Origin of the sequence: Pontibacter ruber (assembly GCF_023630205.1) — a bacterium.
In the GTDB taxonomy this organism is placed as follows: domain Bacteria; phylum Bacteroidota; class Bacteroidia; order Cytophagales; family Hymenobacteraceae; genus Pontibacter; species Pontibacter ruber.
The window spans coordinates 1,213,911-1,238,630 of record NZ_JALPRR010000001.1 but is presented as its reverse complement, the minus strand read 5'-3'; the positions used below and the strand labels follow the sequence as shown (position 1 = coordinate 1,238,630).

Sequence of the window (24,720 nt, the reverse complement as noted above, 5' to 3'; positions counted from 1 at the left end):
AACAAGGCAAGCGAAAGTTTGCCTGTTTTTCTTTTAAACGAACTATAGCATGAAGTTTTTCAACACATTTTTTGCTTCGGCTACCATCGCAGCAGTTACATCTTGTGCTTCTATCAGTACACCGGAAGGAGGGGAGAAAGACACAGCTTCTCCGACGCTAAAGAACAGCAACCCAAAGAACCAGGCACTCAACGTCAACACCCAAACCATCACACTTGAGTTTGATGAGGAAGTACAGCCGAACAATCTCCAGCGGGAACTGCTCATCACACCTTTTACCGAAAACAATTATAAGGTGCGAACCAATAGAGAGCGAATGGAGCTCACGTTCGATCAACCACTGGAACAGAATACAACTTATACCTTCAACTTCCGAAAAGGAGTACAGGATATAACAGAAAAGAACATAGCCGAAAATCTGCAGCTTACCTTTAGCACCGGAGCCTTCATAGACTCCAGCAGGGTGAGTGGCAAAGTAGTGGATCTGCTAACGCAGGCGCCGGAAAAGGAAGCTGTCGTTGCCCTGTATCCGGCAGGAGATACAACCGATATCCGCAAGAGCCGCCCGTATTATCAGACACAAACAAGCGCAGCAGGCGAGTTCAGCTTTGAAAATATTAAAGAAGGACCATACAGGATCTATGCGTTGATAGATAAGAACAACAACGCCATTTACGACAGCGAAAGTGAGAAAGTAGCCTACCTCACGCAAGCGGTAAACATCACCCCACAACCGCAGGAAGTAGCACTGCAAACAGTAAAACTGGACACGAAAAAGCCGATCCTGCAGCGTCGCGAAAACTTCACCGATCGCTTTGTAGCCAACTACAACGAAGGCATAAGTTCCTTTTCAGGAGCACCCGCACAGAGCCCGAAAGACTCGCTTATCTATAAAATAGGAACCGATGGGAAGGCAATCGATATTTTCGGCGGAAAAGTGTTTAGTGGAGGAGAGGTTGTACTTACTGCCTTGGACTCTGCAGGTAACAGAACCACAGATACCCTGAAAATTGCTTTCGAAGGGAAGCGGGCGCAGCGCATAAAAGGAGCTCAGCTGAAACAAACACAAGCAGCAACCGCAGGAAATTACAGGGTAGGCCAGGCAATTACAATAGAGCTGGAAACACCAGTACGCATTACATCAAAAGAGCCGGTAAGTATAATGGCAGATAGCCTTGTGCTTCGTAAGCTCAAGTACCCGGAGGAAGTAAGCCTGGATAGAACAGCTACGGAGATGACCTTCACCTTGCCGGCCGTGAACGGAAACAAAGGCCAGATAAGCCTTGCCCTAGACAGTCTGGGTATCGTGCCGGTTCAAGGAACAGGCCTGCGGTTTCCAAGGCTGCCCATCACCATTGCCGAAAACAGAGGAGCCGGAAGTGTAAAGGGCACAGTGACTACCAAAGAAACGTCTTACACCATTGAACTCCTGAACGACAAGTATAAACCCGTACAGCAGATAAGAAACAAGAGTACCTTTAACTTCCGGAACATAGAACCCGGTAACTATTACCTGCGGGTATTGGTGGATGAGAACAAAGATGGCAAATGGACCGCTGCAGATCCGGAATTGAAAAGGGCAGCAGAGAAAGTATACCTCTACCCAAAGCCATTAGACATACGGGCTAACTGGGAAATGGAAGGCGTAAAGCTCGAGTTTTAAACAGAGGAAAAATAAACAAAAAGAGGAGGCGGTACATCCGCCTCCTCTTTTTGTTTAAGCCCATAGCAACAGGATCTGTAGTGTGGACAAAACCATAATAAAGGCAATGAATGCAACTGCTAAGTAGAAAACCACAGAGAAATCAACAGCTGTGATTGCTACAGAAGTGTGTAATAGCCGATGAAAATGACAGGCCTCTGATAAAGATGATCAACTGAAGTAAGATGGAGAAACCGATAGATGAGATCAAATAATAATACATCAACTATAGTTGGAAGCTAACTGAGGTAGTTGCTTTAGAACAGCTACTCAATAGACAAAGAAAGCAAACGATATTTCTCCAACATCACGACACACACAAATATGGCTTCACACTTCCGAATAGATTCGTTCTGCTACAAGATAACATCAATCCATAAGGGGCGTCGTTCAGATCACATCTGAAGTCTTACATAAAATCGAAGACCTACCTGACAAAATTTAGTTTTCCTGAACCGTTTACTTTTCACTCGTGCTACCAAGCTGTTTGCTAAGGATAGTGTTTGCCCCACTTGATAGGGTACTGGCTTGCCGCAACAGCAATAATAATGCATACCTATCAAGGTCAGTAACCTTACTGAATTGCCTTTGATTAAGTATCAATCTGGTGCAGGTAGCATGGAGCTAACCGTTCCTGATCAGGCAGGTATGGCTTACCAGGCACAGCGTCGACCAACCTCACGACATTCCCTGATGTTTTCCTTGAAGCAGAGACCTCGGCGTTAGCAGAATCACTTTGCCCTTTCCAGAATCAGAGCACTCAACACATCCCTATAAGTTCGTGAAACAAAAGCATAACTAGAAACACACAGATGTGCGTAAGCAAAAGACTACAGAAACATGAAAATGGGAATAAAATGCCTCAAAATACCCATTGTGGAGTAATCAACAGAAAGGGTGGGTATAAGTGTGGATAAAAGTGGGTAAAATCTGATAACTCCAAAAGGCACCCGATCAACCAGGGTCAAAGCACCCCAGATAACCTTCAAAAAGTGGAAACAGGTGCACAAGTGAGGCCCGTAAAATCACTTTTCCACGCAAATGAGAAGTGTGAAAAAAGAAATACACAAAAACAGGTAAAAAGTGGAAAAGCTACTTAAAAAGCTGACACAGTATAGCTTGAAAGAAAAGGCAGTGTGGGAAGCTAAGTGAACAAGAATACACCTGTAAACAAGTTATGCGCAAATGAGTACTCAAGGAGAACTTATCAACTTATGAACAGCCTAAATAATGAAAGAAGAATTCTTTTAAAAACTTATCTAATTAAAATTGTTAAGGTTTGAAAAGTGTGGAAAGGCAGGGAAAAAGCCCGGAAATGATAAAGAATGGAGCAAAAAACCGACAAAAAGAAAATCTGTATCTTTAGGCTAGATAGCGCAAAAGCAAAACCCATAACGCATGAGATTATTATTAAAGCTCACACCACCATTCGAAGATCCTGTCTTAATCTTTACGCTGGTTCTTCTCATCATACTTATAGCACCGATCATCTTAAACAGGTTGCGCGTACCAGGCATCATTGGTATGATCATAGCAGGCGTATTGGTAGGGCCAAACGGATTCAATTTACTGCACCGGGACGCAAGTATGATCTTGTTTGGAACAGTGGGCATATTATACATCATGTTCCTGGCAGGGTTGGAAATGGACATGATCGGTTTCAAGAAAACAAAAGTAAGAAGCCTGGTGTACGGCGCCCTGACATTTCTGATACCCATTATTACAGGTACACTTGTGTTCTTCTATGGCTATGCCTATCCCATCAACTCAGCTGTATTGCTCTCCTGTATGTTTGCCTCACACACCTTGCTGGCTTACCCCATAGTAAGTAGAATGGGGCTCACAAAAAACGAAGCGATTACCGTGACCATAGGAGGGACGATCATAACCGATACAGCCGTTCTGTTGGTATTGGCAGTAGTGGCAGGTGTGGCACAAGGCAACATAGGAGTAGGTTATTGGATAAAGCTCGTGGTGTCGCTGGCCATATTTGTAGGCATCGTCTTATTCGTCTTTCCTATCATTGCCAGATGGTTTTTCAAGCAGATCGAGAGTGAAAAGGGAGCACAATTCATTTTTGTTCTGACACTCGTATTTGCAGCGGCATTTCTGGCGGAGCTGGCAGGGGTAGAGGCAATCCTGGGCGCTTTCCTGGCAGGTCTGGCACTTAACCAACTCATACCACATACTTCAGCCCTGATGAACAGGCTGGAGTTTGTAGGAAACAACATCTTCATTCCATTCTTCCTGATAAGTGTAGGTATGTTGGTTGATGTAAGCGTGCTGCTGGAAGGATGGGAAACACTCGTGATGGCCATTGTGATTGTGGTGCTTGCCCTGGCAACAAAATGGCTGCCTACCTACATCATGCAAAAGCTTTACGGCTATTCCGTTGTTCAGCGGAACCTGATGTTCGGACTAAGTACGGCAAGAGCGGCTGCAACACTGGCGGTGATCCTGGTAGGTTATGACCTGGGCATTATCGGAGAAACAGCGCTGAACCTGACCGTGGTGCTAATCCTGGCAACTTCCCTCAGCAGTTCGTTTATAACAGAAAAAGCAGCACGGGCACTGGCCATTTTCGAAAGCCGCAAAAAACCGGACCTCAGCGAAAAGCCGGACAGGATCATGGTGCCCATAGCCAACCCCTCTACCATAGAGAGCCTGGTGGACCTGGCCATCGTGTTAAAGAACCCGGATTACCACGAACCCATCTATCCGCTGGCTGTAGTAATCGATAACGAGCATGCCGAGGAAGAGATCTACAAGAAGAATAAAATGCTGCAGGAAGCCATTAAACATGCTGCAGCAAGCGACAGCGACGTGCAACTGGTATCAAAGATCGACATCAACGTGGCAAGCGGCATACTCCGGGCCATGAAGGAGTTGATGATAACAGAGGTGGTAATAGGTTGGAACGCCAAAATAACGACACGCGACAGGGTGTTTGGCACCGTGGTAGACAGCCTGCTGGAAAATACGGAGCAGATGATCCTGGTAAGTAAAATTGTGCAGCCACTGAATACGACCCGCCGCATCTTCGTGATCGTTCCGCTGAACGCTGACCTGGAAAGAGGCTATTTAAGGTGGCTCAGATCGCTTCGGCTGCTCTCAACACAGCTTGGGGCCAAACTGATCTTCAGAGGCAGGAGACGCACGCTAAACAAGATCAGAATGGCCCTGAAGGGAGCACGTCCGGCGGTAGAAGCAGAGTTTGTGCCCATGATGGCCGTTACCGAGATGGAAGAGATGCGGGCCCAACTGACAAAAGACGATATGCTGGTGGTTATATCCGCACGCAGGGGTACCGTTTCCTACAAAGGCGAGCTCGATTACATACCACGTGTGCTTTCCAGGAACTACAAAGAAAACAGCTTTATCATTATTTACCCGGAACAGCACCCGTCTCTCTACCAGGACAACCAGTTACAGAGCTCCTTCTACACAGAAGAAGAGATCAAGTACTAATTCCGGAGAGAGAAAAGACATACTACAAACCAGTGTAAGATAAACCGAGCTGCTGATATAGTATGAAACCAGACCAGGGAAAAGCGTTCAACTACGAGCTTGATTTCAGCAAGACTGATTTCAGGAAGCATCCGGAGCTTTACAGGGTAGGAAAAGGGGAGCAGGGGGTGTTGCTGGTAGAGCCATACAAATCCGAGATACTACCGCACTGGCGCTTTAAAACACCCGACATAGCCCGTGCATCTTCGGAAAAAATATACCAGCTGTTCCTCGACTACCTGGAGGCAGATGACTTTGTAGGCGCGGATATGGCCCGAAAATTTCTGCAGATGGGCTACACGCGCTCCAGGCGCTATGCCAACCACAAGACCGGCAAGAAGTATAACGGGCCCGTGCCCGACGATAAAAAAGGACAAAGCGGCGCACATGGCAGAGAGGAACTGCCACGCGAGCCGGATCCAGTTAAAGCAGAATCGGCTGCCATATTCAAAGCGAAATGGCAGGAGGCGAAGCAAAACAAGCAATATCAGCTGCTCAAAGAAAGTTTTACACACAAGTATGTACAGTAACAGATTTAGCTGTAACCTTGTACCTAAGAAACAGTATTTCACATATCTTTGTAAAACAAGATAACCAACACATTAACATGATCAACAAAGACATCAGGTTAGGCAAAGGGCTTGGTAAGATCAAGTTTGGCCTGACAATGGAAGAAGTAGAGGAGCTGCTGGGTGAGCCGGAAGAAATCGAAGAGTCTGACGAAGATGATGAGTTCGAACACCAGGCCTGGAATTATTGGGAAGAGGGTTACTCGCTGTACTTCGATAAAGAAGATGACTATAAACTTAGCTGCATCGAAACGGCCAACCGCGATGTGCAACTTTGGGGTGAGCGCATTTTTGAAATGAGCCAGGTACAGATCAAGCAACTTTTCAGCGATAACAACATTACCGATATAGAAGAAGAGGAAATGGAAACCGGCGAAACCCGTATTTCCTACGAGAAAGAAATGATCGACCTCTACTTCGACGAAGACCAACTGATCGCAGTAAACTTCGGGGTGTTTATCAACGACAACCTGGAAGTGGTTTGGCCTGAGAAATAGAACCAAGTATAAAGTATAAACAACGAGCCCCGGTTGCATCAAGTAACCGGGGCTTGTTGTTTTAAAGCAGCAGCAAGCAAAGTATAAAGATTTATACCTGGTGGAAAAGCTGCCCGTTTAAGGACAGGCCGTACTGTGGAAAGTATACCGGAAAATGCAGTCAGAGTAGCTGAAACGGGCGAAGTATAAATGCAAGGAAAGTATACTTATGCCAGTTTATACACAGCTGCAGTGGAAGTATAAAATGAAAAAGCCCGGTAATTACCGGGCTTTTTATGTTGATAGATCAAGAAGGTTATTTGAACAGGAAGTTCATAATCTCTTCCTGAATTACCGGGTTGATGGCCACAGCAAGTATGATAGAGATAATAAGACCAATCGTTACCGAAATGATGTCTTTGAAGATCAGGTTGAAAGTCTTGGCAAACTTCTCGGTGCTGTCGTGGGCACGCAGGCGCATACCTAACTCACGGCCGGCAAGCAAACCAACAAACACCCAGGTCGTACTCATCGGAATATTGTTTACTTCCTTGAAGTAGTAAAGTATAAGCGAGTACACCAGGTCAATGATAGTCGCGCTTCTAACATCACGTACTTCTGATTTCTCGTTGATCACATTCTGGATCTTATCGCCTTTCTTATAGAAAAGGAAGCCCAGACCAAGGAAAATAAAACCAGTAAAGGCAAGGAATTCATACACGTTCATCTGGCGTGGCAGGTAAACGGCAATATTGGCCAGATCCTGAGCCAGCCAGATATACCACAGGAAACCACTGATCACCCATTGCGCTACTGTCCAGAAAGCATGTGCTTCGCCTTTGATGAAGCGTTTGATAACTTTAGAAAGCAGCAGGTAAATAACAAGTGCTGAGATAAAGGCCGCAAAGTAGCCTAGCAAGCTTTTATTAACCATGCTGATGATAGTACCCGAAGTAGCCGTGAAAACACTCAGCAGCATAAACGTAGTAGATACCGGAATACGGAAGCGTGTTAAAAGCAGCAGGATAATAGGGGAAGCCAACTGCAGGTATACAAAGCTGGTTGGTGTCTGATCAAGACCCTTTGTTGCCAGTCGCTCGTAAGTAACGTCACCATTGAAGGTATACCAGCTATAGGATACAGTGGCAACGAAGATCAGGCCCATGAATAACCACTGCCAGTACCATTTCTTGTCTTCGTTAGAACCGATGAACGTACCGATGGTCTGGATACTATCGTTGGCAATGGCAGAGTAACCTGCAAAAGCAAAACCTACCCACATTGCTATAGATGGGTAAGGATAGACAGCTCCCGCAACTATAAGTGAAATAGCGATGAAGTATAAGAATTTCTTTTCCTTCTGAAGAACAACATCAACCAAACTATACCTTTTGGTAAATTTATGTGGCTGTGCCGGCACAACGTGCTTCGGATGTTTTTTAGTCTTAGGCATTAGTTAAGTATGAGTGAGATATAAAAAAACGGTGCAAAGTTACTCCAAACACAGCTAAGGTAAGTTTGCTCAATGTTAAGAAATTGTTAACACACACCAATTAAGGCTCCTTCACGTTGTTGTTCCTTAAAAAAGAAAGGTTTAGCGTAAAAAAAGGCAACAGGAGCGGCTAAAAAGTATAAAAGACGTATGGCATAATCAATGCGTATTAAGCTATCTTTGCACCTATGGCGACACAAGAGAAAACAACTGTAGAAAACGCACAATTAAAAGATATCATCTCGCACGCGAAGGAATACGGCTTTGTATTTCCATCCAGTGAGATCTACGATGGCCTGCAAGCCGTGTATGACTACGGGCAGATGGGTGTTGAATTGAAGAACAACATCAAGAACCTGTGGTGGAAATGCATGACCCAGCTCAACCAGAACGTAGTAGGTCTGGATGCGGCTATTTTCATGCACCCGCTTACCTGGAAAGCTTCCGGCCACATCGACAGCTTCAACGACCCGATGATCGATAACAAGGATTCGAAGAAGCGCTACCGTGCCGACGTGCTGATCGAAGAGAAAGCTGCTCAGCTGGAGAACGAAGGCAAAGTAGAAGAATCCGGTGCCCTGCTGGCTGAAATGGGCAGGCTGCTCGAAACAGAAAACCTAGAAGGTGTGCGCGAGCTCATCATCCGTGAAGAAATAAAATGCCCGATCTCTGGCACCAGCAACTGGACAGAGGTACGCCAGTTCAACCTGATGTTCTCTACCCAGGTAGGCTCCGTAGCCGAGGAATCGCAGACCATTTACCTGCGCCCGGAAACAGCCCAAGGTATCTTTGTGAACTTCCTGAACGTGCAGAAGACTGGCCGCATGAAAGTGCCTTTTGGTATTGCCCAGATCGGTAAAGCCTTCCGTAACGAGATCGTGGCGCGTCAGTTCATCTTCCGTATGCGCGAGTTTGAGCAGATGGAGATGCAGTTCTTTGTACGTCCTGGCACCGAGATGGAGTGGTACAACCAGTGGAAGGAAGCCCGTAAGAAGTGGCACGAGGCTATCGGTATTCCGGCCACGGACCTGCGCTACCACGACCACGAAAAGCTGGCGCACTACGCCAACGCCGCTGTGGATATCGAGTATAAATTCCCGTTCGGTTTCAAAGAAGTGGAAGGTATCCACTCCCGCACCGACTTCGACCTGACCCAGCACCAGGAGCTGAGCAAGAAGAAGATACAGTACTTCGACAATGACCTGAACGAGGAAGGCAAGCCGTACGGCAACTACATTCCTTACGTGATCGAAACCTCAGCCGGCGCCGACCGCCTGTTCCTGATGACGCTCTGCAATGCCTACCAGGAAGAAGAGATTACCGAAGGCGATGCTGTAAAAACACGTACATTCCTGAAGTTCCACCCTGCGCTGGCTCCTGTTAAAGCTGCTATCCTGCCGCTGGTGAAGAAAGGCGGCCTGCCAGAAAAAGCAACCGAGATCTTCGACTCGCTGAAGTATGATTTCAACCTGATCTACGAAGAGCGTGACACCATTGGCAAGCGTTACACCCGCCAGGATCTGATCGGTACGCCGTTCTGTATTGCCGTAGACTACGAGACGCTGGAGAACGACACCGTTACCGTACGCGACCGCGACAGCCGTGAGCAGGTGCGCATGCCAATCAGCGAGCTGAAGAGCTACATCGAGAGAGCCGTCAGCTTCAAGAGCATCTTTGAAAAGCTGGCTTAAGTATAAAGTATAACCAATTCAAAAAGCCGAAGGACCTGTGCCTTCGGCTTTTTTGTTTCTGCCTTCAACAACATATTTGATAAGTATGAAGCTTTGATAGGAGGGAATATCTATCATTTTTGCCTCTAAGTGCTTTTATTATGTTAATGTATAGAATCTGCTATACTTGCTTATCGTGCCATCACCGTGTGGAAAATTTTCCAGAAATCATTCGCTAAGCAACGCAAAAGCAATTTATACTTAAGTTTATAAACTGACTCCTTTGCTTTTCTGCTGCCATTAAGTTCTCCATCGTAGCTACAAATCACTCCGACACCTGAACCTTTTATTCCGGTGAAAGTTAGAAAGAGTGTTATTGATCTAATACTGTGCGGCTATGTATAAATGGTTCAAATTATACCTTCTCTTCAGCCTGGTACTGCAATCTGCCTGTAACGGAAACAACGCGAATGATCAGCCTGCCCCGCAACTTTCAGATGCAGAACTGGTGGATAAAGTGCTTGCAGAAGGCCTTAATTACCCGTGGGAGCTGGTTTTGGGACCAGATAATAACATCTGGATGACGGAGCGTGGCGGAAGAGTCAGCCGCATTGATCCTGAAACCGGAGCTGTAACAGAGGTCGCCACCATAAAGGAAGTAGAAGCAAGAGGAGAGGGGGGCTTGCTGGGAATGGCGCTTCACCCGAATTTCGATGCTAACCCGGAGGTATTCCTGGTGTACAACTACAACAGATCAGGCACCTACACAGAGAAAGTAGTAAAGTACAGGTATAACGGCACTTCGCTGGTGAATCCGGTGGTGTTGGTAGATAACATTGCAGCAGCAAATATCCACAACGGTAGCAGGCTTCTGATAACTCCCGATCTGAAGCTCTTCATTACCACAGGAGATGCGGCCAGTCCTGCTTCGGCGCAGAACACAGCCGCCCTGAATGGAAAGATCTTGCGTATCAACCTGGATGGTTCTATTCCAACTGATAATCCGATTAGTGGCAACCCGGTTTGGAGTTTTGGCCACCGTAATGCGCAGGGCCTGGTTCTGGTTGGCACTACGCTCTACAGCAGCGAGCACGGTCCAAGTCAGGACGATGAGATCAACCTGATACAGAAAGGGCGGAACCACGGCTGGCCCAATGTGAATGGCTTTTGCGATGCAGATGAACGGGCCTTTTGTGAAGAAAATAAAGTAGTGGAACCGCTCAAGAGTTATACGCCCACTATAGCTGTCAGCGGAATGGATTACTATAACCATGACCAGATTCCACAATGGAAGCATTCGCTGCTGGTAGCCACGCTCAAAGACAATACCCTTTACCAGTTCAAGCTAAGCGACGACGGCAACGAGATCACAGAGACAAATGAGTTTTACCGGAGCAAGTATGGCCGTTTGCGCGATGTGTTAGTTGCTCCGAATGGTAAGGTATATGTAGCGACCAGTAATGGCTCCAACGATAAAGTTATAGAGATAAGCCGGGGCAATTAGCTGTTGAAAAACTGCACAAGTTTGGCTCCAGCCTTATTATTTTGATGTTTTAGAGTGTACTTTTCAACTTTAGTATCTGGTTTGTTTTGCAGAGAATCTAAACACAACCGGTACAGATTGGTTGATCTGATAGAAAGCATATGCATACTACAACAATCAAACTATAAGGCTATGGCAAACACATCAAAATCAACTGGCAACAAATCATCCGATAAGGACCCGTGCTGGAAGGGCTACGAACAAGCAGGAATGAAAGACAAAAATGGCAAACAGGTACCCAACTGTATTCCCGAAAGCAAATCCAAGAGTCCATCCTCCAAAAAGAAAAGCTAATCCTGATCCATTTCAGACCACATAGCCCCGAAAATCGGGGCTTTTTCTGTTATAGCACTTAAAACTCTCCGGCAATGTTATGCTAAAGCGGTAAAGCTGTGCCATCTTGAGTTTATAAGAATGAGCAAAATTGCCTAACTTTACCGCTTGTAGTCCACTAAGGAAGTATAGCCTTTAAACCTGCCGGTTCTAGGTTACCCACCCTTACATGGCAAGAGTGAATTCGTGAGATTAAGATAAACCTGAAAACGGTGAAGTATAACGAGTATAAGAACCTGAACTACGCTCAACTGGGCGAGGACGTACTGGCTTTCTGGAAAGAGCACCGCATCTTCGAGAAGTCAGTCGCTACAAGAGAAGGAAACGATCCTTTCGTGTTTTTTGAAGGTCCGCCTTCTGCCAACGGTACGCCGGGCATTCACCACGTGATGGCCCGTGCTGTGAAAGATATTTTCTGCCGCTATAAAACTTTGAAAGGCTACCAGGTAAACCGCAAAGGTGGCTGGGATACGCACGGCCTTCCGGTAGAGCTGCAGGTAGAAAAGGAACTGGGCATTACAAAAGAAGATATCGGCAAGAAGATCACGGTAGAGGAGTATAACCAGCGTTGCCGCGAAACGGTAATGCGCTTCAAAAGCCAGTGGGACGACCTGACCGAGAAGATGGGCTACTGGGTAGACCTGAACAACCCGTACATCACTTTCGAGAACGAATACATCGAGTCGGTGTGGGCGCTGCTCAAAAAACTTTACGACAAAGACCTGTTGTACAAAGGCTATACCATCCAGCCATACTCGCCGGGTGCCGGTACCGGTCTGAGCTCGCACGAGCTGAACCAGCCAGGCTGCTACAAAATGGTAAAGGACACGACCATCGTGGCGCAGTTCGAGGTGAAGAAGATCACCCGCAACATGTTCCTGTTCGAATACGAGGAGGAGAAAGTATACTTCCTGGCCTGGACCACCACGCCTTGGACGCTACCTGCCAACACGGCCCTGGCTGTTGGTAAGGGTATCAAGTATGTAAAGGTTAAGACTTACAACCCGTACACCTACGAGCCGATCTCGGTTATACTTGCCAAAGACCTCGTGAGCCGCTTCTTCAACCCGAAAGCTGCTGACCTGGCCCTGACCGACTATAGCTCCGGCGATAAGCTGATCCCTTATAAAGTAGTTGAAGAATTTACGGGCGCTGACCTGGCCGGCGTGGAGTACCACCAGCTGATGCCATACGTGCAGCCGGACAAGCCTGCTTTCCGTGTGGTAGTAGGTGACTTCGTTACGACAGAAGACGGTACTGGTATCGTACACATCTCGCCAACCTTTGGTGCCGACGACTTCAGGGTAGCTGCCCAGAACGACATTCCGGCGCTGCTGGTACTGGACGAGAACGGCAAACCTTCGCCGCTCGTGGACAAGCAGGGCCGCTTTGTAAAAGAGGTGACTGACTTTGCCGGCATGTACGTGAAGAACTACACCGGCGAAGACGAGTCAGCGACTGATTACAAGCCGACGGATGTACTGATTGCCATCAAACTGAAAGAAGAAGGCAAGGCATTTAAGGTTGAGAAGTACGAGCACACCTATCCACACTGCTGGAGAACCGACAAGCCCGTGCTTTACTACCCACTGGACAGCTGGTTCATCAAGACCACAGCCGTGAAAGACCGCCTGATCGAACTGAACAAGACCATCAACTGGAAACCGGAATCTACCGGCACAGGCCGCTTTGGTAACTGGCTGGAGAACCTGGTGGACTGGAACCTGTCGCGCTCGCGCTACTGGGGTACGCCACTGCCGATCTGGAGAACAGAAGACGGGGAGGAAGAGATCTGCATCGGTTCTATTGCTGAGCTAAGCGAGGAGATCGACCGGGCCGTGGACAAAGGCTTTATGGAAGCCTCTGTAGAGATCAATGACCTGCACCGCCCGTATGTGGACAACATCGTGCTGGTGAGCGATTCTGGAAAGCCAATGTACAGAGAGACAGACCTTATCGACGTTTGGTTTGACTCGGGTGCCATGCCTTATGCACAATGGCACTACCCGATCGAGAACGAAGAAACGTTCCGTCAGAACTTCCCGGCTGATTTCATTGCCGAAGGTGTGGACCAGACGCGTGGTTGGTTCTTTACGCTGCATGCGCTGGGCGTGATGCTGGAAGATAGCGTGGCTTTCAAAAACGTAATCGCCAACGGCCTGGTGCTGGACAAGAACGGCAACAAGATGAGCAAGCGCCTCGGCAACGCCATCGATCCGTTTGATATGATCGGTACCTATGGCCCGGATGCCGTGCGCTGGTACATGATCGCCAATGCCCCGCCTTGGGATAACCTCAAGTTCAACCCGGAAGGCGTGGTAGAAACGCAGCGCCGTTTCTTCGGCACGCTGCAGAATACCTACTCGTTCTTTGCCCTGTACGCCAACCTCGACAACTTTACCTATGCCGAGCAGGATGTGCCGTTGGAGCGCAGAACCGAAAGCGACCGCTGGATCATCTCGAAGCTGAACACACTGGTAGCAGACGTAGACACATACTTCAACGACTACGATCCGACGCGTGCTGCCCGTGCCATCCAGGATTTTGTGGTAGACGACCTGAGCAACTGGTACGTGCGCCTGAACCGCAAGCGTTTCTGGAAAGGCGAGTACAACGAAGATAAGATCGCTGCTTACCAGACACTTTATACTTGCCTCGAAGTTATTGCCAAGCTTGCGTCGCCGATTGCTCCGTTCTATACCGAGCAACTGTACCGCGACCTGAACCACGTAAGCCGCAAGCACAGAGAAGAATCGGTGCACCTGGCCTACTACCCGGAGGTAGAGCACACCGCTATCGATAAGGACCTGGAAGAGCGCATGCAGCTGGCCCAGACCATTTCATCGCTGGTGCACTCGCTGCGTAAGAAGCACTTCATTAAAGTGCGTCAGCCGCTGCAACGTATCCTGATCCCGGTTCTGAATGAGCATACGCGTCAGCAGATACAGGCAGTAGAAGACCTGATCATGAGCGAAGTGAACATCAAGCACGTAGAGTACATCGACGATACGTCCGGTATCCTGGTGAAGAAGATCAAGCCGAACTTCAAGAAACTGGGGCAGGTGTTCGGCCCGAAAATGAAGCTGGTGGCCGCTGCCGTACAGCAGATGAACCAGGACGACATTGCGCACCTGGAGCGTGAAGGTGGTTTTGAGGTAAGACTGTCGGAAGATGAAACAGCAGTACTGACACCGGATGATGTGGAAATCTCTTCCGAAGATATCCCGGGTTGGCTGGTGGCCAGCGAAGGCAGACTGACGGTTGCGCTGGACGTGACCATCACCGAAGAGCTGAAGCAGGAAGGTATTGCCCGCGATATCGTGAACCGTATCCAGAACCTGCGCAAAGACAGCAACCTGGAGGTACAGGACAAGATCCATATCGCCCTGTTACCTACAAGCCCTGAAGTGGTAGCTGCTGTGGAAAATTACCGCGACTACATCGCCATTGAAACGCAGGCACTGAGCCTCGAGTTTGTAAACGAACTGCCCGATGCCACGCTGCTGGATATCGATGAGTACCAGGTATACATCCGCATCAGGACAGAAGCCCTGGCTTAGAATTTACTTAAAAGCACCGGTTAGGCCCTGCCTGATTGGTGCTTTTATACTTATTTAAAGTATACTTGCAGCTAAATACTACTGGCTGCTTAATAACAGAGCATGAAATATTGGAGATTCTACCTGCTTAGCCTTATTGTTATCCTGATCGACCAGGCAGTAAAGCTGATCGTGCATTACAACATGGAAATGGGTTTGCCAGGCGAGATCAAGCTGATCGATGATTGGCTGAAACTGCATTATACGCTGAACCCGGGCATGGCCTTTGGCGTGGAACTGGGCTCGGAGTACGGCAAGCTTATTCTTACCTTGTTCCGATTGGTGGCTATGTTTGGTATTGGCTATTACCTGTACTACCTGGCCAAGCACAAAGCTCCAAAAGGGTTGATCTGGTGCATTGCCCTTATTCTGGGCGGCGCCATCGGTAACTTGATCGACAGTACCTTTTATGGCGTATGGTTTGATAACGCGCTTTATGGCTCCTCTACGCCGTGGTTCCACGGGCAGGTGATCGATATGTTTTATGTGGATATCTGGGAAGGCATTGTACCGCACTGGGTGCCTATACTTGGTGGAAAACCCATGTCGCTGTGGCCTATCTTTAACGTTGCCGACTCAGCCATTTTTATTGGTGTGCTGCTGATCCTGTTTAATCAGAAACGCTTTTTTGCTCACCACGAGCCTGTTAAAGAAAGACCGGCTGAGCAACAACAAGGATTCTAATCAAAGTATAAAGTATAAGAAAAGCGGCTGTTCCATGTGGAGCAGCCGCTTTTTATTTGTTTATAGGTTAACTTCACTTACATGGGTTACGTCCAAAGGAGAAAGTAGCAAGACCTTATCAAAACAATGCTCAAATTGAGGTAGTGCGTTAAGCTGTTCCAAATCATGTGTTGATAGTCCATAGCTGATATAATCAACTAAAATGAGCCACCAAGAATCATATCTATTATGATGAGAGCGTACTTTATTTTGCTTTTCTTCAAGTACAATCTCTAGATTTCGATAGATGTTAGAAACAACTCCTCCTCCTGAATCACTATCAACGATAGCTCCTAAATGATAGGCGCTTCCAAGAGAAGTTGATGCTGGATGCAACTTTAATGTAAGATTCCCAAAATGTAATATCTTAGAAGTAGATAAACTTTTTAAATGTTCATCTAAAGCCTGCTTTAACTTTTTTATAAAGTTTTTATCAGCCTTGATTGGTCTTTTAAAGTTAATTGTCACGAAAGAAGACTTCTCAAATTGGCTATTATTATAGGATTTGAGGAGAGAGTCAATTTTAGGTATTAAGTTGTAATCTAACTGTTCCAAAGGCTCAATTTTAGACTCGGTAAAATGATGCTGATTTAGCCTTCGGACTTCTATACCAATATTGCCCTTAATTGAGAAATCAGGTGGAATGTTGCAGTTATTTCCTAGACAGTTCGGTTCATGTTGAACATCTTCATAATTTTTATCAAGAAGGAATTGATAAACTATTTCCTCTTCTCTATTCATGTTCGTCATATGCCTTAGCTACTATTAATGCCAGTAAATTAGACAGAATAGTTGGTTAAAAAGCACAAACTACCTCATCAATATGTCTGTAAGAATCGACATAAAACAACCAACAATTACCCGAAAACTCTTATTTTTACCAGAAGCATAAAATTCTAATACCCTTGGCTACACCTACTCCTATCCTTAAAGTAACCGACCTGGAAACCGTTTTCTCCACGCACCGCGGCATTACCAAAGCAGTGGATAAAGTATCGTTCGAGATATACCCGGGCGAGACAATGGCTATCGTAGGAGAGTCTGGATCGGGTAAGTCGGTAACATCGCTATCGGTGATGCGGCTGATCAACACCCCGCCGGGCCGGATAGCAGGAGGGAAGGCCATCTTCCAGTCGGAGAAGTTTGGTGAGGTAGACCTGTTCCAGTTGCCGGATAAGCAGATGCAGCAGATCCGAGGCAACGAGATAAGTATGATTTTCCAGGAGCCGATGTCGTCGCTGAACCCGGTGTATACTTGTGGAAAACAGGTGGCGGAGGTATTGCTGTTGCATACTAAACTTTCTGAGAAAGAGGCCAAAGAACGCACCATACAGCTTTTCGAGATGGCGAAGCTGCCTCGTCCGGAGAAAATTTACGACGCTTATCCACATGAGATTTCGGGTGGGCAGAAGCAGCGCGTAATGATTGCCATGGCCATGGCCTGCGAACCCAGTATACTTATTGCCGACGAGCCAACGACTGCCCTGGACGTAACGGTGCAGGCACGTATGCTGCAGCTGATCGATGAGCTGCGGGTAAAGGAAAACACCGCCGTACTCTTCATCACCCACGATTTGGGCGTAGTGGCCGAAATTGCCGACCGTATCCTGGTGATGTACAAAGGAAAGCTGGTGGAGCAGGGCAAGGTGCTGGATATCTTTACCAACCCGCAACATCCTTACACCAAAGGCCTGCTGGCTTGTCGCCCGAAACTGTCTGCAAAGCCCCAATCCATACTTCCTACCGTGTCAGATTTTATGGTGGAGGATGAGCAAGGCAACATCACAGAAAGGCAAAAGCAAGTATACGAGCCCTCGCTGGTGGATGTGGTCAATGGTTATGTAAATACGGTTACAGGCATAAAGCAAAAGCAGGAGAACAGCCAGAAGCCGCCGTTGCTGCAGGTGGAAAACCTGAAAGTATACTTCCCAATCAAGAAAGGCCTTTTTGCCCGCACCACAGACTACGTGAAGGCAGTAGACGGGGTCAGCTTCGAGGTGCAGCCCGGCGAAACCATCGGCCTGGTAGGCGAGTCGGGCTGTGGAAAAACAACCTTAGGGCGTACGCTGCTCCGGCTGATAGAGCCTACCGAAGGGCGCATTATTTTTGATGGCCGCGATATTGCCCAACTGAACTCCGAAGAGCTGCGCAAAAGCCGGCGCAACTTCCAGATGATCTTTCAGGATCCGTATGCTTCCCTAAACCCAATGCATACGGTTGGTGAAGCCATCATGGAGCCAATGCGCGTGCATAAGCTGTATGCCAGCGACAAAGAGCGTCGTGGAAAAGCAATGGAACTGCTTGAGAAGGTGGGACTTCTGCCGGAGCATTTCCAACGTTATCCACATGAATTTTCGGGTGGCCAGCGACAGCGCATCAGCATAGCCAGAGCCCTGGCATTGCAACCCAAGTGCATCATCTGCGATGAATCCGTATCAGCGCTGGACGTGTCGGTGCAGGCGCAGGTGCTAAACCTGCTCAACAAACTGAAGCAGGAGTTCCAGATGACCTACATCTTCATCACCCACGATTTGTCGGTAGCCAAGTACATGTCAGATCGGATCCTAGTGATGAGCAAAGGTCAGATCGTGGAGAGCGGTACCCCGGAGCAATTATACCGCAACCCGCAGCAGGAATACACCCGCACCCTCATCAGCGCCATCCCAAAAGGAGAGCCCGAAGATATCATTGCTGCCCAACAGAAACGTGACGCGATCAAGGCTGGAGCGATGAGTAGTTCTGAGTTTTGAGTCACGAGTTGTCTAAACACCCCTGCCACTCAGAGCTACGCTCGCTAGCATCGAACTCGCGTTCTCGCTAGTCTAAGGAGGGGAGTTCTGTTGTTGCTATAGCTGAAGCCATACTTTCATTGCTGCAGCTATAGCACGGACAGGTCGCGACCTGTCCCTACAAGCTGGTTCCAGTTGCATACTAGCTAACAAAGCAGTGTTGTTTCCAGTCCTTGGGTTGAGCGCCTTCTGAGTTTCCGGTGCCCGCCAGGGCATTGCGACCGAAGGGTAGCAAAGGAAAGCTAGACAGCGCGATACCCGAGGACGAGGCCCCGCGGCCGTGAGCGTTCCAAAGTATAAAATGAAAGTATAGGTTAGTAGGACTGAGGAAAACAAGTAGCTACGAAGCAAAGGCTTGCCTGCCACAAGTATAAACTTCAGCTATATCAGATTTCTCACAGCTACGCTGGCCACTTTCGACTCGCGTCTCAGGCGTGTTCGAAATGACAGGTGTTGCAAGATTCCTTTTAACCCCTCATCAAGCAAACATAGATTAACAAAACGATAATACCTTTATCCTCCTCCCATAGCCCATATATAGACTTTTCTATATAAATTCACCTGAAATTAGTTGCTGCTTTAGCCAAAGCGCCTTTGCTGGCGTATAGTATCAAAACTATTCAAGCTAAAGTTTGTATAAGCCGTAGCTGCCAACGAGGTGGCTACCCCAAGAGAATTACCCAACACATGAGAAGCAAAAAAGATAAAGGCGGCAGAGACAAAGATGGCCGCAGCGAAAAAGGAGGCTCCCGAAGAGGAGAATCTTCTTCTCGCAATAAAAGAGGATCATCAGAAAGAGGTTCTTCCGCAAGAGGCGATGCGTCCTCCAGACGTGACTCATCCTCCAGAAGAGAGGGATCCCGACGCGAAAGAGAGCGCAAGTCAGCCAAAACCATCGTACTGGAATCTTTCTCTGGCAGCCCGGATACTGTGTTCACACAACGACAGGTTCACCGCCGCCTGGGAGTCGTAGATAAAAAAGGCCGCGAGACAGTAGATGACATCCTGAAAACGCTGGTACGAGAAAATAAACTGCTGCTGATCGATGGCGATAAGTACCAACTCAACCTGCGCGTCAACATCATTACAGGACGTGTGGACCTGGCCAACAGCAAATATGCCTACATCGTGTCGGAAGAGACGGAGGAGGATGTGCGCGTTTACCGCGAGCACCTGAAGTATGCCATGGACGGCGACCGGGTGAAAGTAGAAGTACTTCCGACCTTTAGCGGCGGCCGTGCCGAAGGCATTGTCGTAGAAGTGCTGGAACGTTCGCGCGAGGAACTGGTGGGTATCATGCAGCTGTCGAAGAACTTCGGTTTTGTAGTGCCTGACTTCAAGAAACTATACTTTGATATCTTTGTAGGAGAGAACGGCCTGAACGGCGCACAAGCTGGCGACAAGGTGCTCGTGAAAATCGTAGAGTGGCCTGATAAACCGGATAAGAACCCGACAGGCGAAGTGATCCGGGTGTTTGGTCCGGCTGGCGAGCACGAGGCCGAGATTCACTCGATTATGGCTGAGTTTGGTTTGCCGTTCGAGTTCCCGCAAGCTGTAGAGGAGGAGGCAGATAGTATTTCTGAGAAAATTACGGCAGCGGAAATAGCCAAGCGCCGCGACTTCCGCGACGTGACCACCTTTACCATAGACCCGGCCGATGCCAAGGACTTTGACGATGCCCTGTCCATTAGAAAACTGGAGAACGGCAACTGGGAAATAGGTGTGCACATTGCCGACGTAACCCATTACGTGCATCCGCGCACGGTGCTGGAGAAGGAAGCTTTCCACAGAGCTACTTCGGTTTACCTTGTGGATAGAACAGTGCCGATGTTGCCGGAGCGCCTCTCAAATGGCCTTTGCTCGCTGCGCCCCCACGAAGAGAAGCTGACGTTTTCGGCCGTGTTTGAACTGGACGATAACGGCAAGCTATACGACCAGTGGTTTGGTCGCACCGTCATCTTCTCCGACCGTCGCTTTACCTATGAGGAAGCGCAGGAGCGTATTGAATCAGGCGAAGGCGACTTTGCAGAAGAGATCAACATCCTGAACCATATTGCCAAAAAGCTAAAAGATAAACGCTTTAAGAACGGCGCTATCAGCTTCGAGACCATCGAAGTAAAGTTCAAGCTCGACGAGAATGGAAAGCCGCTTTACATCTATGTGAAGGAGCGGAAAGATGCGCACAAACTGATCGAGGAGTTCATGCTGCTGGCCAACAAAAAAGTAGCCGAGTTTGTGTTTAACCTTGGCAAAGGCAAGCGCCGCCCAACCATGGTGTACCGTACGCACGGCCAGCCGGATCCGGACAGGCTAAGCACTTTCTCGCTGTTTGCCCGCAAGTTTGGCTACAAAGTAGACCCGGACGGAGACATCTCGGAAGAACTAAACAATCTGGCTGAAGAGACCGAAGGCAAGCCGGAGCAGAGCGTGTTGCAGAACCTGGCGATCCGGACTATGGCCAAAGCCAAGTATAGCACCGAGCCGGAAGGCCACTTTGGTCTGGCCTTCGACCACTACTCGCACTTTACGTCGCCTATTCGTCGCTACCCGGACATGATGGCCCACCGCCTTCTGCAGCATTACCTCGACGGCGGCCAGTCGGAAGACAAGGAAGCCTACGAAGAGCGTTGCCGCCACTCCTCCGAGATGGAGAAACGTGCTGCCGATGCCGAGCGTGCCTCTATCAAGTACAAGCAGGTAGAGTTTATGAAAGATACGATTGGCAACCAGTACAAAGGTATAGTGTCTGGTGTTACAGAATGGGGTATATTTGTGGAGATCGAAGAGAACAAGTGCGAAGGCATGGTGCGCCTCTCCAGCCTGAACGACGATTACTACGAGCTGGATTCTGACAATTACCGTGTGATCGGACGCCAGAGCAAGCGTATTATTTCGTTTGGCGACGAGGTGCTGGTAGAGGTAATGAGCGCCAACCTGGCCGACCGCACCATCGATCTGGAGCTAGTGAGAACCCTGAAACAACATTAAAATCCCTGTGGATATCAGCACCCTTTCAGAGAAGATAAACCATACCTTATCCACCCTTCGCTACGGCGAAAACCCTTCGGAACTATACGAACCGATTCGGTACATCATGGCCCTGGGTGGAAAACGCATACGGCCTTTGCTGGTGCTTCTGGCGGCAAAAATGTACAACGAGGATGTGGAAAAGACACTATTGCCCGCAGCGGGCTTAGAGGTTTTCCACAACTTTACGCTCATGCACGACGACATCATGGACAAGGCACCGCTGCGCCGCGGCAAGCAAACCGTGCATGAAAAATGGAACGCCAACACGGCCATACTTTCCGGCGACGTGATGCTGGTGCGTGCTTATCAGCTGATGATGCAGGTAGCGCCGGACAAGCTGCCGAAAGTGCTGGAACTGTTCAGCCAGACGGCTGCCGAAGTATGCGAAGGCCAGCAACTGGACATGAATTTTGAGCAGCGCGGTGAGGTAAGTATACAGGAGTACATCCAGATGATCACGCTGAAAACGGCTGTGCTGTTGGGCTTCAGCCTGGAGCTGGGTGCCATACTTCAGGGAGCGCCTGACTCCGATGCCGAGCACCTGAAAGCTTTTGGCGATAACGTAGGCATTGCCTTCCAGCTGCGCGACGACCTGCTGGATGTGTACGGCGACAAAGACAAGTTCGGCAAACAGGTAGGCGGCGATATACTCTCCGATAAAAAAACCTTCCTGATGCTGACGGCGCTGGAGCAAGCCAACGAAACGCAACTGCAAACCATACTTGGCTGGCGCGACAGAACCGGTGCCGAGACAGCCGAAGAAAAGGTAAAAGCCATCACGCAGGTATACGACGAGCTCCACATCCGCCAGCAAACCGAGCAGCAGATTGATCTGTACTTCCGAAGCGCCCTGCAGCACCTCGATGCCGTGCAGGTACCGGATGAACGTAAGGCAACGTTGCGCGGTCTGGCCCTGCAACTGATGGAGCGGGATTCATAACAGGTTTCACGTAAAACAAAGTATAAACGCCCCTCATAGTTTCTTGCTATGAGGGGCGTTTATACTTATACGTTCAGCTTTAACGGCTGCGCAGCACGTCAATGTCCTGCACGGTCAATTTGCTGAAATCATCTACCACCAGGTCAGCCAAAGACAGATCCTGGTTGCCGGAGTTGGCAGATTTATATCCGATGCATTTCATGCCGGCTTCCTTGGCACCTTTTACGCCATTGCTGCTGTCTTCCACCACAATAAATTCATGCGCCGGTACCTGGTAGCGCTGCGCTACTTCCAGAAAAATATCCGGTGCAGGTTTGCCTTCCTTCACGTCTTCGCTGCTCACTATAAAATCGAAGTACCCGGCAAAGCCCAGCTTTTCGAGCACCAAGTTAATAATGTTCTTAGGCGAAGAAGAAGCCACAGACAATTGGTAACCATGAGCTTTCAGGTTTGCCAGTAAGTCGTCGACAGCCGGTATGCATAGGATATCGCGGCGCTGCAGCTCGGTATACTTGGTTTCTTTTTCAATGGCGAACAGCTCTTCTATCGTGTGGGTCAGGTTATACTGCTCTATTAGTGTTGCCCATACTTTCTTGGGTGCCATGCCCACAAACGTATGGTGCAGCGAGGTCGGCACATCTATACTTAAGTTCTTAAAGAGGATCTTCTCCAACTCCATGTGGATGGGTTCGCTGTCTACCAGCACGCCGTCCATGTCGAATATCACGTATTTGCTCATCTTGTTCAGTTTGTTTAGAGTACGAGGAAAGGTCGCCAACTCAGCAACCGGTTTGCAAGAAACAGAACTTTCGTGTTACCTGACACTAGAAAGGACAGGAGTTATAGTTGTCTTACAGCTTTGTCTTTTATCTTTGTTCTGATTCAACATTCTCTACCTCATAAACCGCTTCAATGGATTTTAGTATCACCCTCATCCTGATCATACTTACAGTTGGTATCTCCTGGTACGCGTGGAAAAATGACGAGCTCATGCACCGCTGGATCTTTCAGCCCTACGCTGTACAGCGCGACAACTCCTGGCACCGCTTCCTGACCTCCGGCTTTCTACACGCCGACTTCTCGCACCTCTTCTTCAACATGTTCACGCTCTATTTTTTCGGGCGTTTGGTGGAGTATACTTTTATAGGAAATTTTGGCTTGGGTACCGGCATTCTGCTGTACCTGCTCATTTACATTGGCGGCATCATCATCTCAGACCTGCCTACCTATTTTAAGCACCGCAACGATCCGGGCTACCGTGCTTTAGGTGCGTCAGGCGGGGTTGCGGCGGTGGTATTCTCAAGCATACTTTTCTATCCAACGCAGGATATCTGCCTTTATGCTATCCTCTGTTTGCCAGGCTTTATACTTGGCATCATTTACCTGATCTATTCCTACTACTCCGGCAAGCGCATGGGCGATAACATCAACCACGATGCCCACTTTTACGGTGCCGTGTATGGCCTTCTGATCAGCCTGGTGCTGGTGCCGCAGGCGGGACCGCATTTTGTAGAGCAGATTGCCAACTGGCGCCTGTTCAGCTAAGTATAAGCAGGGTAATTCTTTTAGGCTGAGGCATAAAGAGCCTTGTGTTCGTAGTCTTAAAAATAGCTACATACGTATACTGTGTTGTAATTGAACACGTGCACGAATGGACAAGAGACACAAACACAACAGCCTATATCTAATAATTACTGCCCTTATGCTTTTTGCGAGTACGCACACCCAGGCACAGGGGCAGGCTACCCTGATGGAGCAGCTTATCAAAGACCGGCCTGTGCTGGTAGAACTGGTTACAGCTGCCGGCCTGGTGCCTGTTTTATCCGGCGATTCGCCCCACACGCTGCTGGCTCCGCCTGAAAGTGCGCTTACCGGCCTGAAAGGAGAATCCCCGGAAAAGCTTCGACGGATTCTGTCCGGCCACATCCTGAAAGGGAAGTATACCGAGAAAGACTTTAAGGATGGGGCACAGGTAAAAACCATCTCCGGCGAGAGCCTGCATATCTGCCGCAAGCAAGGCCATACTTTGATAAATGGTGTACGGATTGTGCAGGCTGATACGGAGCTAAGCAACGGGGTACTGCACAGCATGAGCGACGCACTTAAGATTTAAATTTATACTTGGTCAAAAGCCAGACAGCCACCTGTGATGTATTCACAGGTGGCTGTCTGGCTTTATAGCTGGCTTATACCCGCGCAGTAACATTCCGGATTGCGGATACGTTAGCCCAAAAATCTTTTCGATTACATTCCATTTTAGAGCTGCCACAGGTACAGCAAGTGCTTTATTATCTTATATTTAAGCTACAGTACCTGTAGCAGAGCGAATAAAGTTAAGTTACTGCCT

General features: G+C 48.4%; 17 protein-coding genes. 14 read left to right on the top strand and 3 right to left on the bottom strand.

Translation table 11 applies throughout. The features are described from left to right. The first annotated feature begins 49 nt into the window (after positions 1–49). From MJ611_RS05530 to MJ611_RS05515, 4 genes are all read left to right on the top strand, one after another. On the top strand, positions 50–1,663 hold the full coding sequence (locus MJ611_RS05530) for an Ig-like domain-containing protein (protein ID WP_250428509.1): 1,614 nt from the start codon (positions 50–52) through the stop codon (positions 1,661–1,663). Between the two features lie 1,437 nt (positions 1,664–3,100). Next, positions 3,101–5,170, top strand: a complete 2,070-nt coding sequence (locus MJ611_RS05525; protein WP_250428508.1) for a cation:proton antiporter — start codon at positions 3,101–3,103, stop codon at positions 5,168–5,170. A gap of 62 nt (positions 5,171–5,232) precedes the next feature. Further along, positions 5,233–5,739, top strand: a complete 507-nt coding sequence (locus MJ611_RS05520; RefSeq protein WP_250428507.1) for a DUF4385 domain-containing protein — start codon at positions 5,233–5,235, stop codon at positions 5,737–5,739. 77 nt (positions 5,740–5,816) lie between these two features. Continuing rightward, the gene (locus MJ611_RS05515; RefSeq protein ID WP_250428506.1) at positions 5,817–6,275 is read left to right on the top strand and encodes a hypothetical protein; all 459 of its coding nucleotides are present in this window, start codon (positions 5,817–5,819) and stop codon (positions 6,273–6,275) included. A 295-nt stretch (positions 6,276–6,570) separates the two neighbouring features. Here the strand turns inward: MJ611_RS05515 and MJ611_RS05510 are convergent, their stop codons facing one another. Then, complete coding sequence (locus tag MJ611_RS05510) at positions 6,571–7,707, bottom strand: hypothetical protein (protein ID WP_250428505.1); 1,137 nt, start codon at positions 7,705–7,707, stop codon at positions 6,571–6,573. A 227-nt stretch (positions 7,708–7,934) separates the two neighbouring features. Here MJ611_RS05510 and MJ611_RS05505 point away from each other — a divergent pair, with 227 nt between their 5' ends. The 5 genes from MJ611_RS05505 to MJ611_RS05485 all read left to right on the top strand — a co-directional run bounded on the left by MJ611_RS05505 (position 7,935) and on the right by MJ611_RS05485 (position 15,575). Beyond that, complete coding sequence (locus MJ611_RS05505) at positions 7,935–9,437, top strand: glycine--tRNA ligase (protein ID WP_250428504.1); 1,503 nt, start codon at positions 7,935–7,937, stop codon at positions 9,435–9,437. Between the two features lie 376 nt (positions 9,438–9,813). After that, positions 9,814–10,920 carry a PQQ-dependent sugar dehydrogenase gene (locus tag MJ611_RS05500; RefSeq protein ID WP_250428503.1) on the top strand — a complete coding sequence of 369 codons (1,107 nt, stop codon included), beginning with the start codon at positions 9,814–9,816 and terminating at the stop codon, positions 10,918–10,920. Positions 10,921–11,091: 171 nt separating this feature from the next. Next, a complete protein-coding gene (locus MJ611_RS05495) occupies positions 11,092–11,253 on the top strand; it encodes a hypothetical protein (RefSeq protein WP_250428502.1) in 162 nt (53 codons plus the stop codon). Positions 11,254–11,504: 251 nt separating this feature from the next. Next, entirely contained in the window at positions 11,505–14,852 is a 3,348-nt protein-coding gene (ileS, locus tag MJ611_RS05490; protein ID WP_250428501.1) for an isoleucine--tRNA ligase, read from the top strand. Between the two features lie 102 nt (positions 14,853–14,954). Continuing rightward, positions 14,955–15,575, top strand: coding sequence for a lipoprotein signal peptidase (locus MJ611_RS05485; RefSeq protein ID WP_250428500.1), 621 nt, complete (start codon positions 14,955–14,957; stop codon positions 15,573–15,575). A gap of 60 nt (positions 15,576–15,635) precedes the next feature. Here the strand turns inward: MJ611_RS05485 and MJ611_RS05480 are convergent, their stop codons facing one another. Beyond that, positions 15,636–16,355 carry a hypothetical protein gene (locus MJ611_RS05480; protein ID WP_250428499.1) on the bottom strand — a complete coding sequence of 240 codons (720 nt, stop codon included), beginning with the start codon at positions 16,353–16,355 and terminating at the stop codon, positions 15,636–15,638. 164 nt (positions 16,356–16,519) lie between these two features. On the opposite strand from MJ611_RS05480, the gene MJ611_RS05475 reads away from it, so the two are divergent. From MJ611_RS05475 to MJ611_RS05465, 3 genes are all read left to right on the top strand, one after another. Next, positions 16,520–18,364, top strand: coding sequence for an ABC transporter ATP-binding protein (locus MJ611_RS05475; protein ID WP_250428498.1), 1,845 nt, complete (start codon positions 16,520–16,522; stop codon positions 18,362–18,364). A 726-nt stretch (positions 18,365–19,090) separates the two neighbouring features. Next, a complete protein-coding gene (gene rnr, locus MJ611_RS05470) occupies positions 19,091–21,391 on the top strand; it encodes a ribonuclease R (protein WP_250428497.1) in 2,301 nt (766 codons plus the stop codon). A 7-nt stretch (positions 21,392–21,398) separates the two neighbouring features. Beyond that, entirely contained in the window at positions 21,399–22,373 is a 975-nt protein-coding gene (locus tag MJ611_RS05465; RefSeq protein WP_250428496.1) for a polyprenyl synthetase family protein, read from the top strand. A gap of 79 nt (positions 22,374–22,452) precedes the next feature. Here the strand turns inward: MJ611_RS05465 and MJ611_RS05460 are convergent, their stop codons facing one another. Further along, positions 22,453–23,112 carry an HAD family hydrolase gene (locus MJ611_RS05460; protein WP_250428495.1) on the bottom strand — a complete coding sequence of 220 codons (660 nt, stop codon included), beginning with the start codon at positions 23,110–23,112 and terminating at the stop codon, positions 22,453–22,455. Positions 23,113–23,285: 173 nt separating this feature from the next. On the opposite strand from MJ611_RS05460, the gene MJ611_RS05455 reads away from it, so the two are divergent. Together MJ611_RS05455 and MJ611_RS05450 are read left to right on the top strand one after the other, a co-directional pair. Continuing rightward, positions 23,286–23,918, top strand: coding sequence for a rhomboid family intramembrane serine protease (locus MJ611_RS05455; protein WP_250428494.1), 633 nt, complete (start codon positions 23,286–23,288; stop codon positions 23,916–23,918). 157 nt (positions 23,919–24,075) lie between these two features. Next, complete coding sequence (locus MJ611_RS05450; RefSeq protein WP_250428493.1) at positions 24,076–24,486, top strand: fasciclin domain-containing protein; 411 nt, start codon at positions 24,076–24,078, stop codon at positions 24,484–24,486. Positions 24,487–24,720: the final 234 nt, after the last annotated feature.

Excerpts from the sequence above, each read along its gene's own strand:
- MJ611_RS05495 (WP_250428502.1), top strand. The coding sequence starts at position 11,092 with ATGGCAAACACATCAAAATCAACTGGCAACAAATCATCCGATAAGGAC.
- MJ611_RS05500 (WP_250428503.1), top strand. The coding sequence starts at position 9,814 with ATGTATAAATGGTTCAAATTATACCTTCTCTTCAGCCTGGTACTGCAA.
- MJ611_RS05450 (WP_250428493.1), top strand. The coding sequence starts at position 24,076 with ATGCTTTTTGCGAGTACGCACACCCAGGCACAGGGGCAGGCTACCCTG.
- MJ611_RS05525 (WP_250428508.1), top strand. The coding sequence starts at position 3,101 with ATGAGATTATTATTAAAGCTCACACCACCATTCGAAGATCCTGTCTTA.
- MJ611_RS05515 (WP_250428506.1), top strand. The coding sequence starts at position 5,817 with ATGATCAACAAAGACATCAGGTTAGGCAAAGGGCTTGGTAAGATCAAG.
- MJ611_RS05530 (WP_250428509.1), top strand. The coding sequence starts at position 50 with ATGAAGTTTTTCAACACATTTTTTGCTTCGGCTACCATCGCAGCAGTT.
- MJ611_RS05485 (WP_250428500.1), top strand. The coding sequence starts at position 14,955 with ATGAAATATTGGAGATTCTACCTGCTTAGCCTTATTGTTATCCTGATC.
- MJ611_RS05505 (WP_250428504.1), top strand. The coding sequence starts at position 7,935 with ATGGCGACACAAGAGAAAACAACTGTAGAAAACGCACAATTAAAAGAT.
- MJ611_RS05520 (WP_250428507.1), top strand. The coding sequence starts at position 5,233 with ATGAAACCAGACCAGGGAAAAGCGTTCAACTACGAGCTTGATTTCAGC.
- MJ611_RS05455 (WP_250428494.1), top strand. The coding sequence starts at position 23,286 with ATGGATTTTAGTATCACCCTCATCCTGATCATACTTACAGTTGGTATC.
- MJ611_RS05460 (WP_250428495.1), bottom strand. The coding sequence starts at position 23,112 with ATGAGCAAATACGTGATATTCGACATGGACGGCGTGCTGGTAGACAGC.
- rnr (WP_250428497.1), top strand. The coding sequence starts at position 19,091 with ATGAGAAGCAAAAAAGATAAAGGCGGCAGAGACAAAGATGGCCGCAGC.
- MJ611_RS05480 (WP_250428499.1), bottom strand. The coding sequence starts at position 16,355 with ATGAATAGAGAAGAGGAAATAGTTTATCAATTCCTTCTTGATAAAAAT.
- MJ611_RS05510 (WP_250428505.1), bottom strand. The coding sequence starts at position 7,707 with ATGCCTAAGACTAAAAAACATCCGAAGCACGTTGTGCCGGCACAGCCA.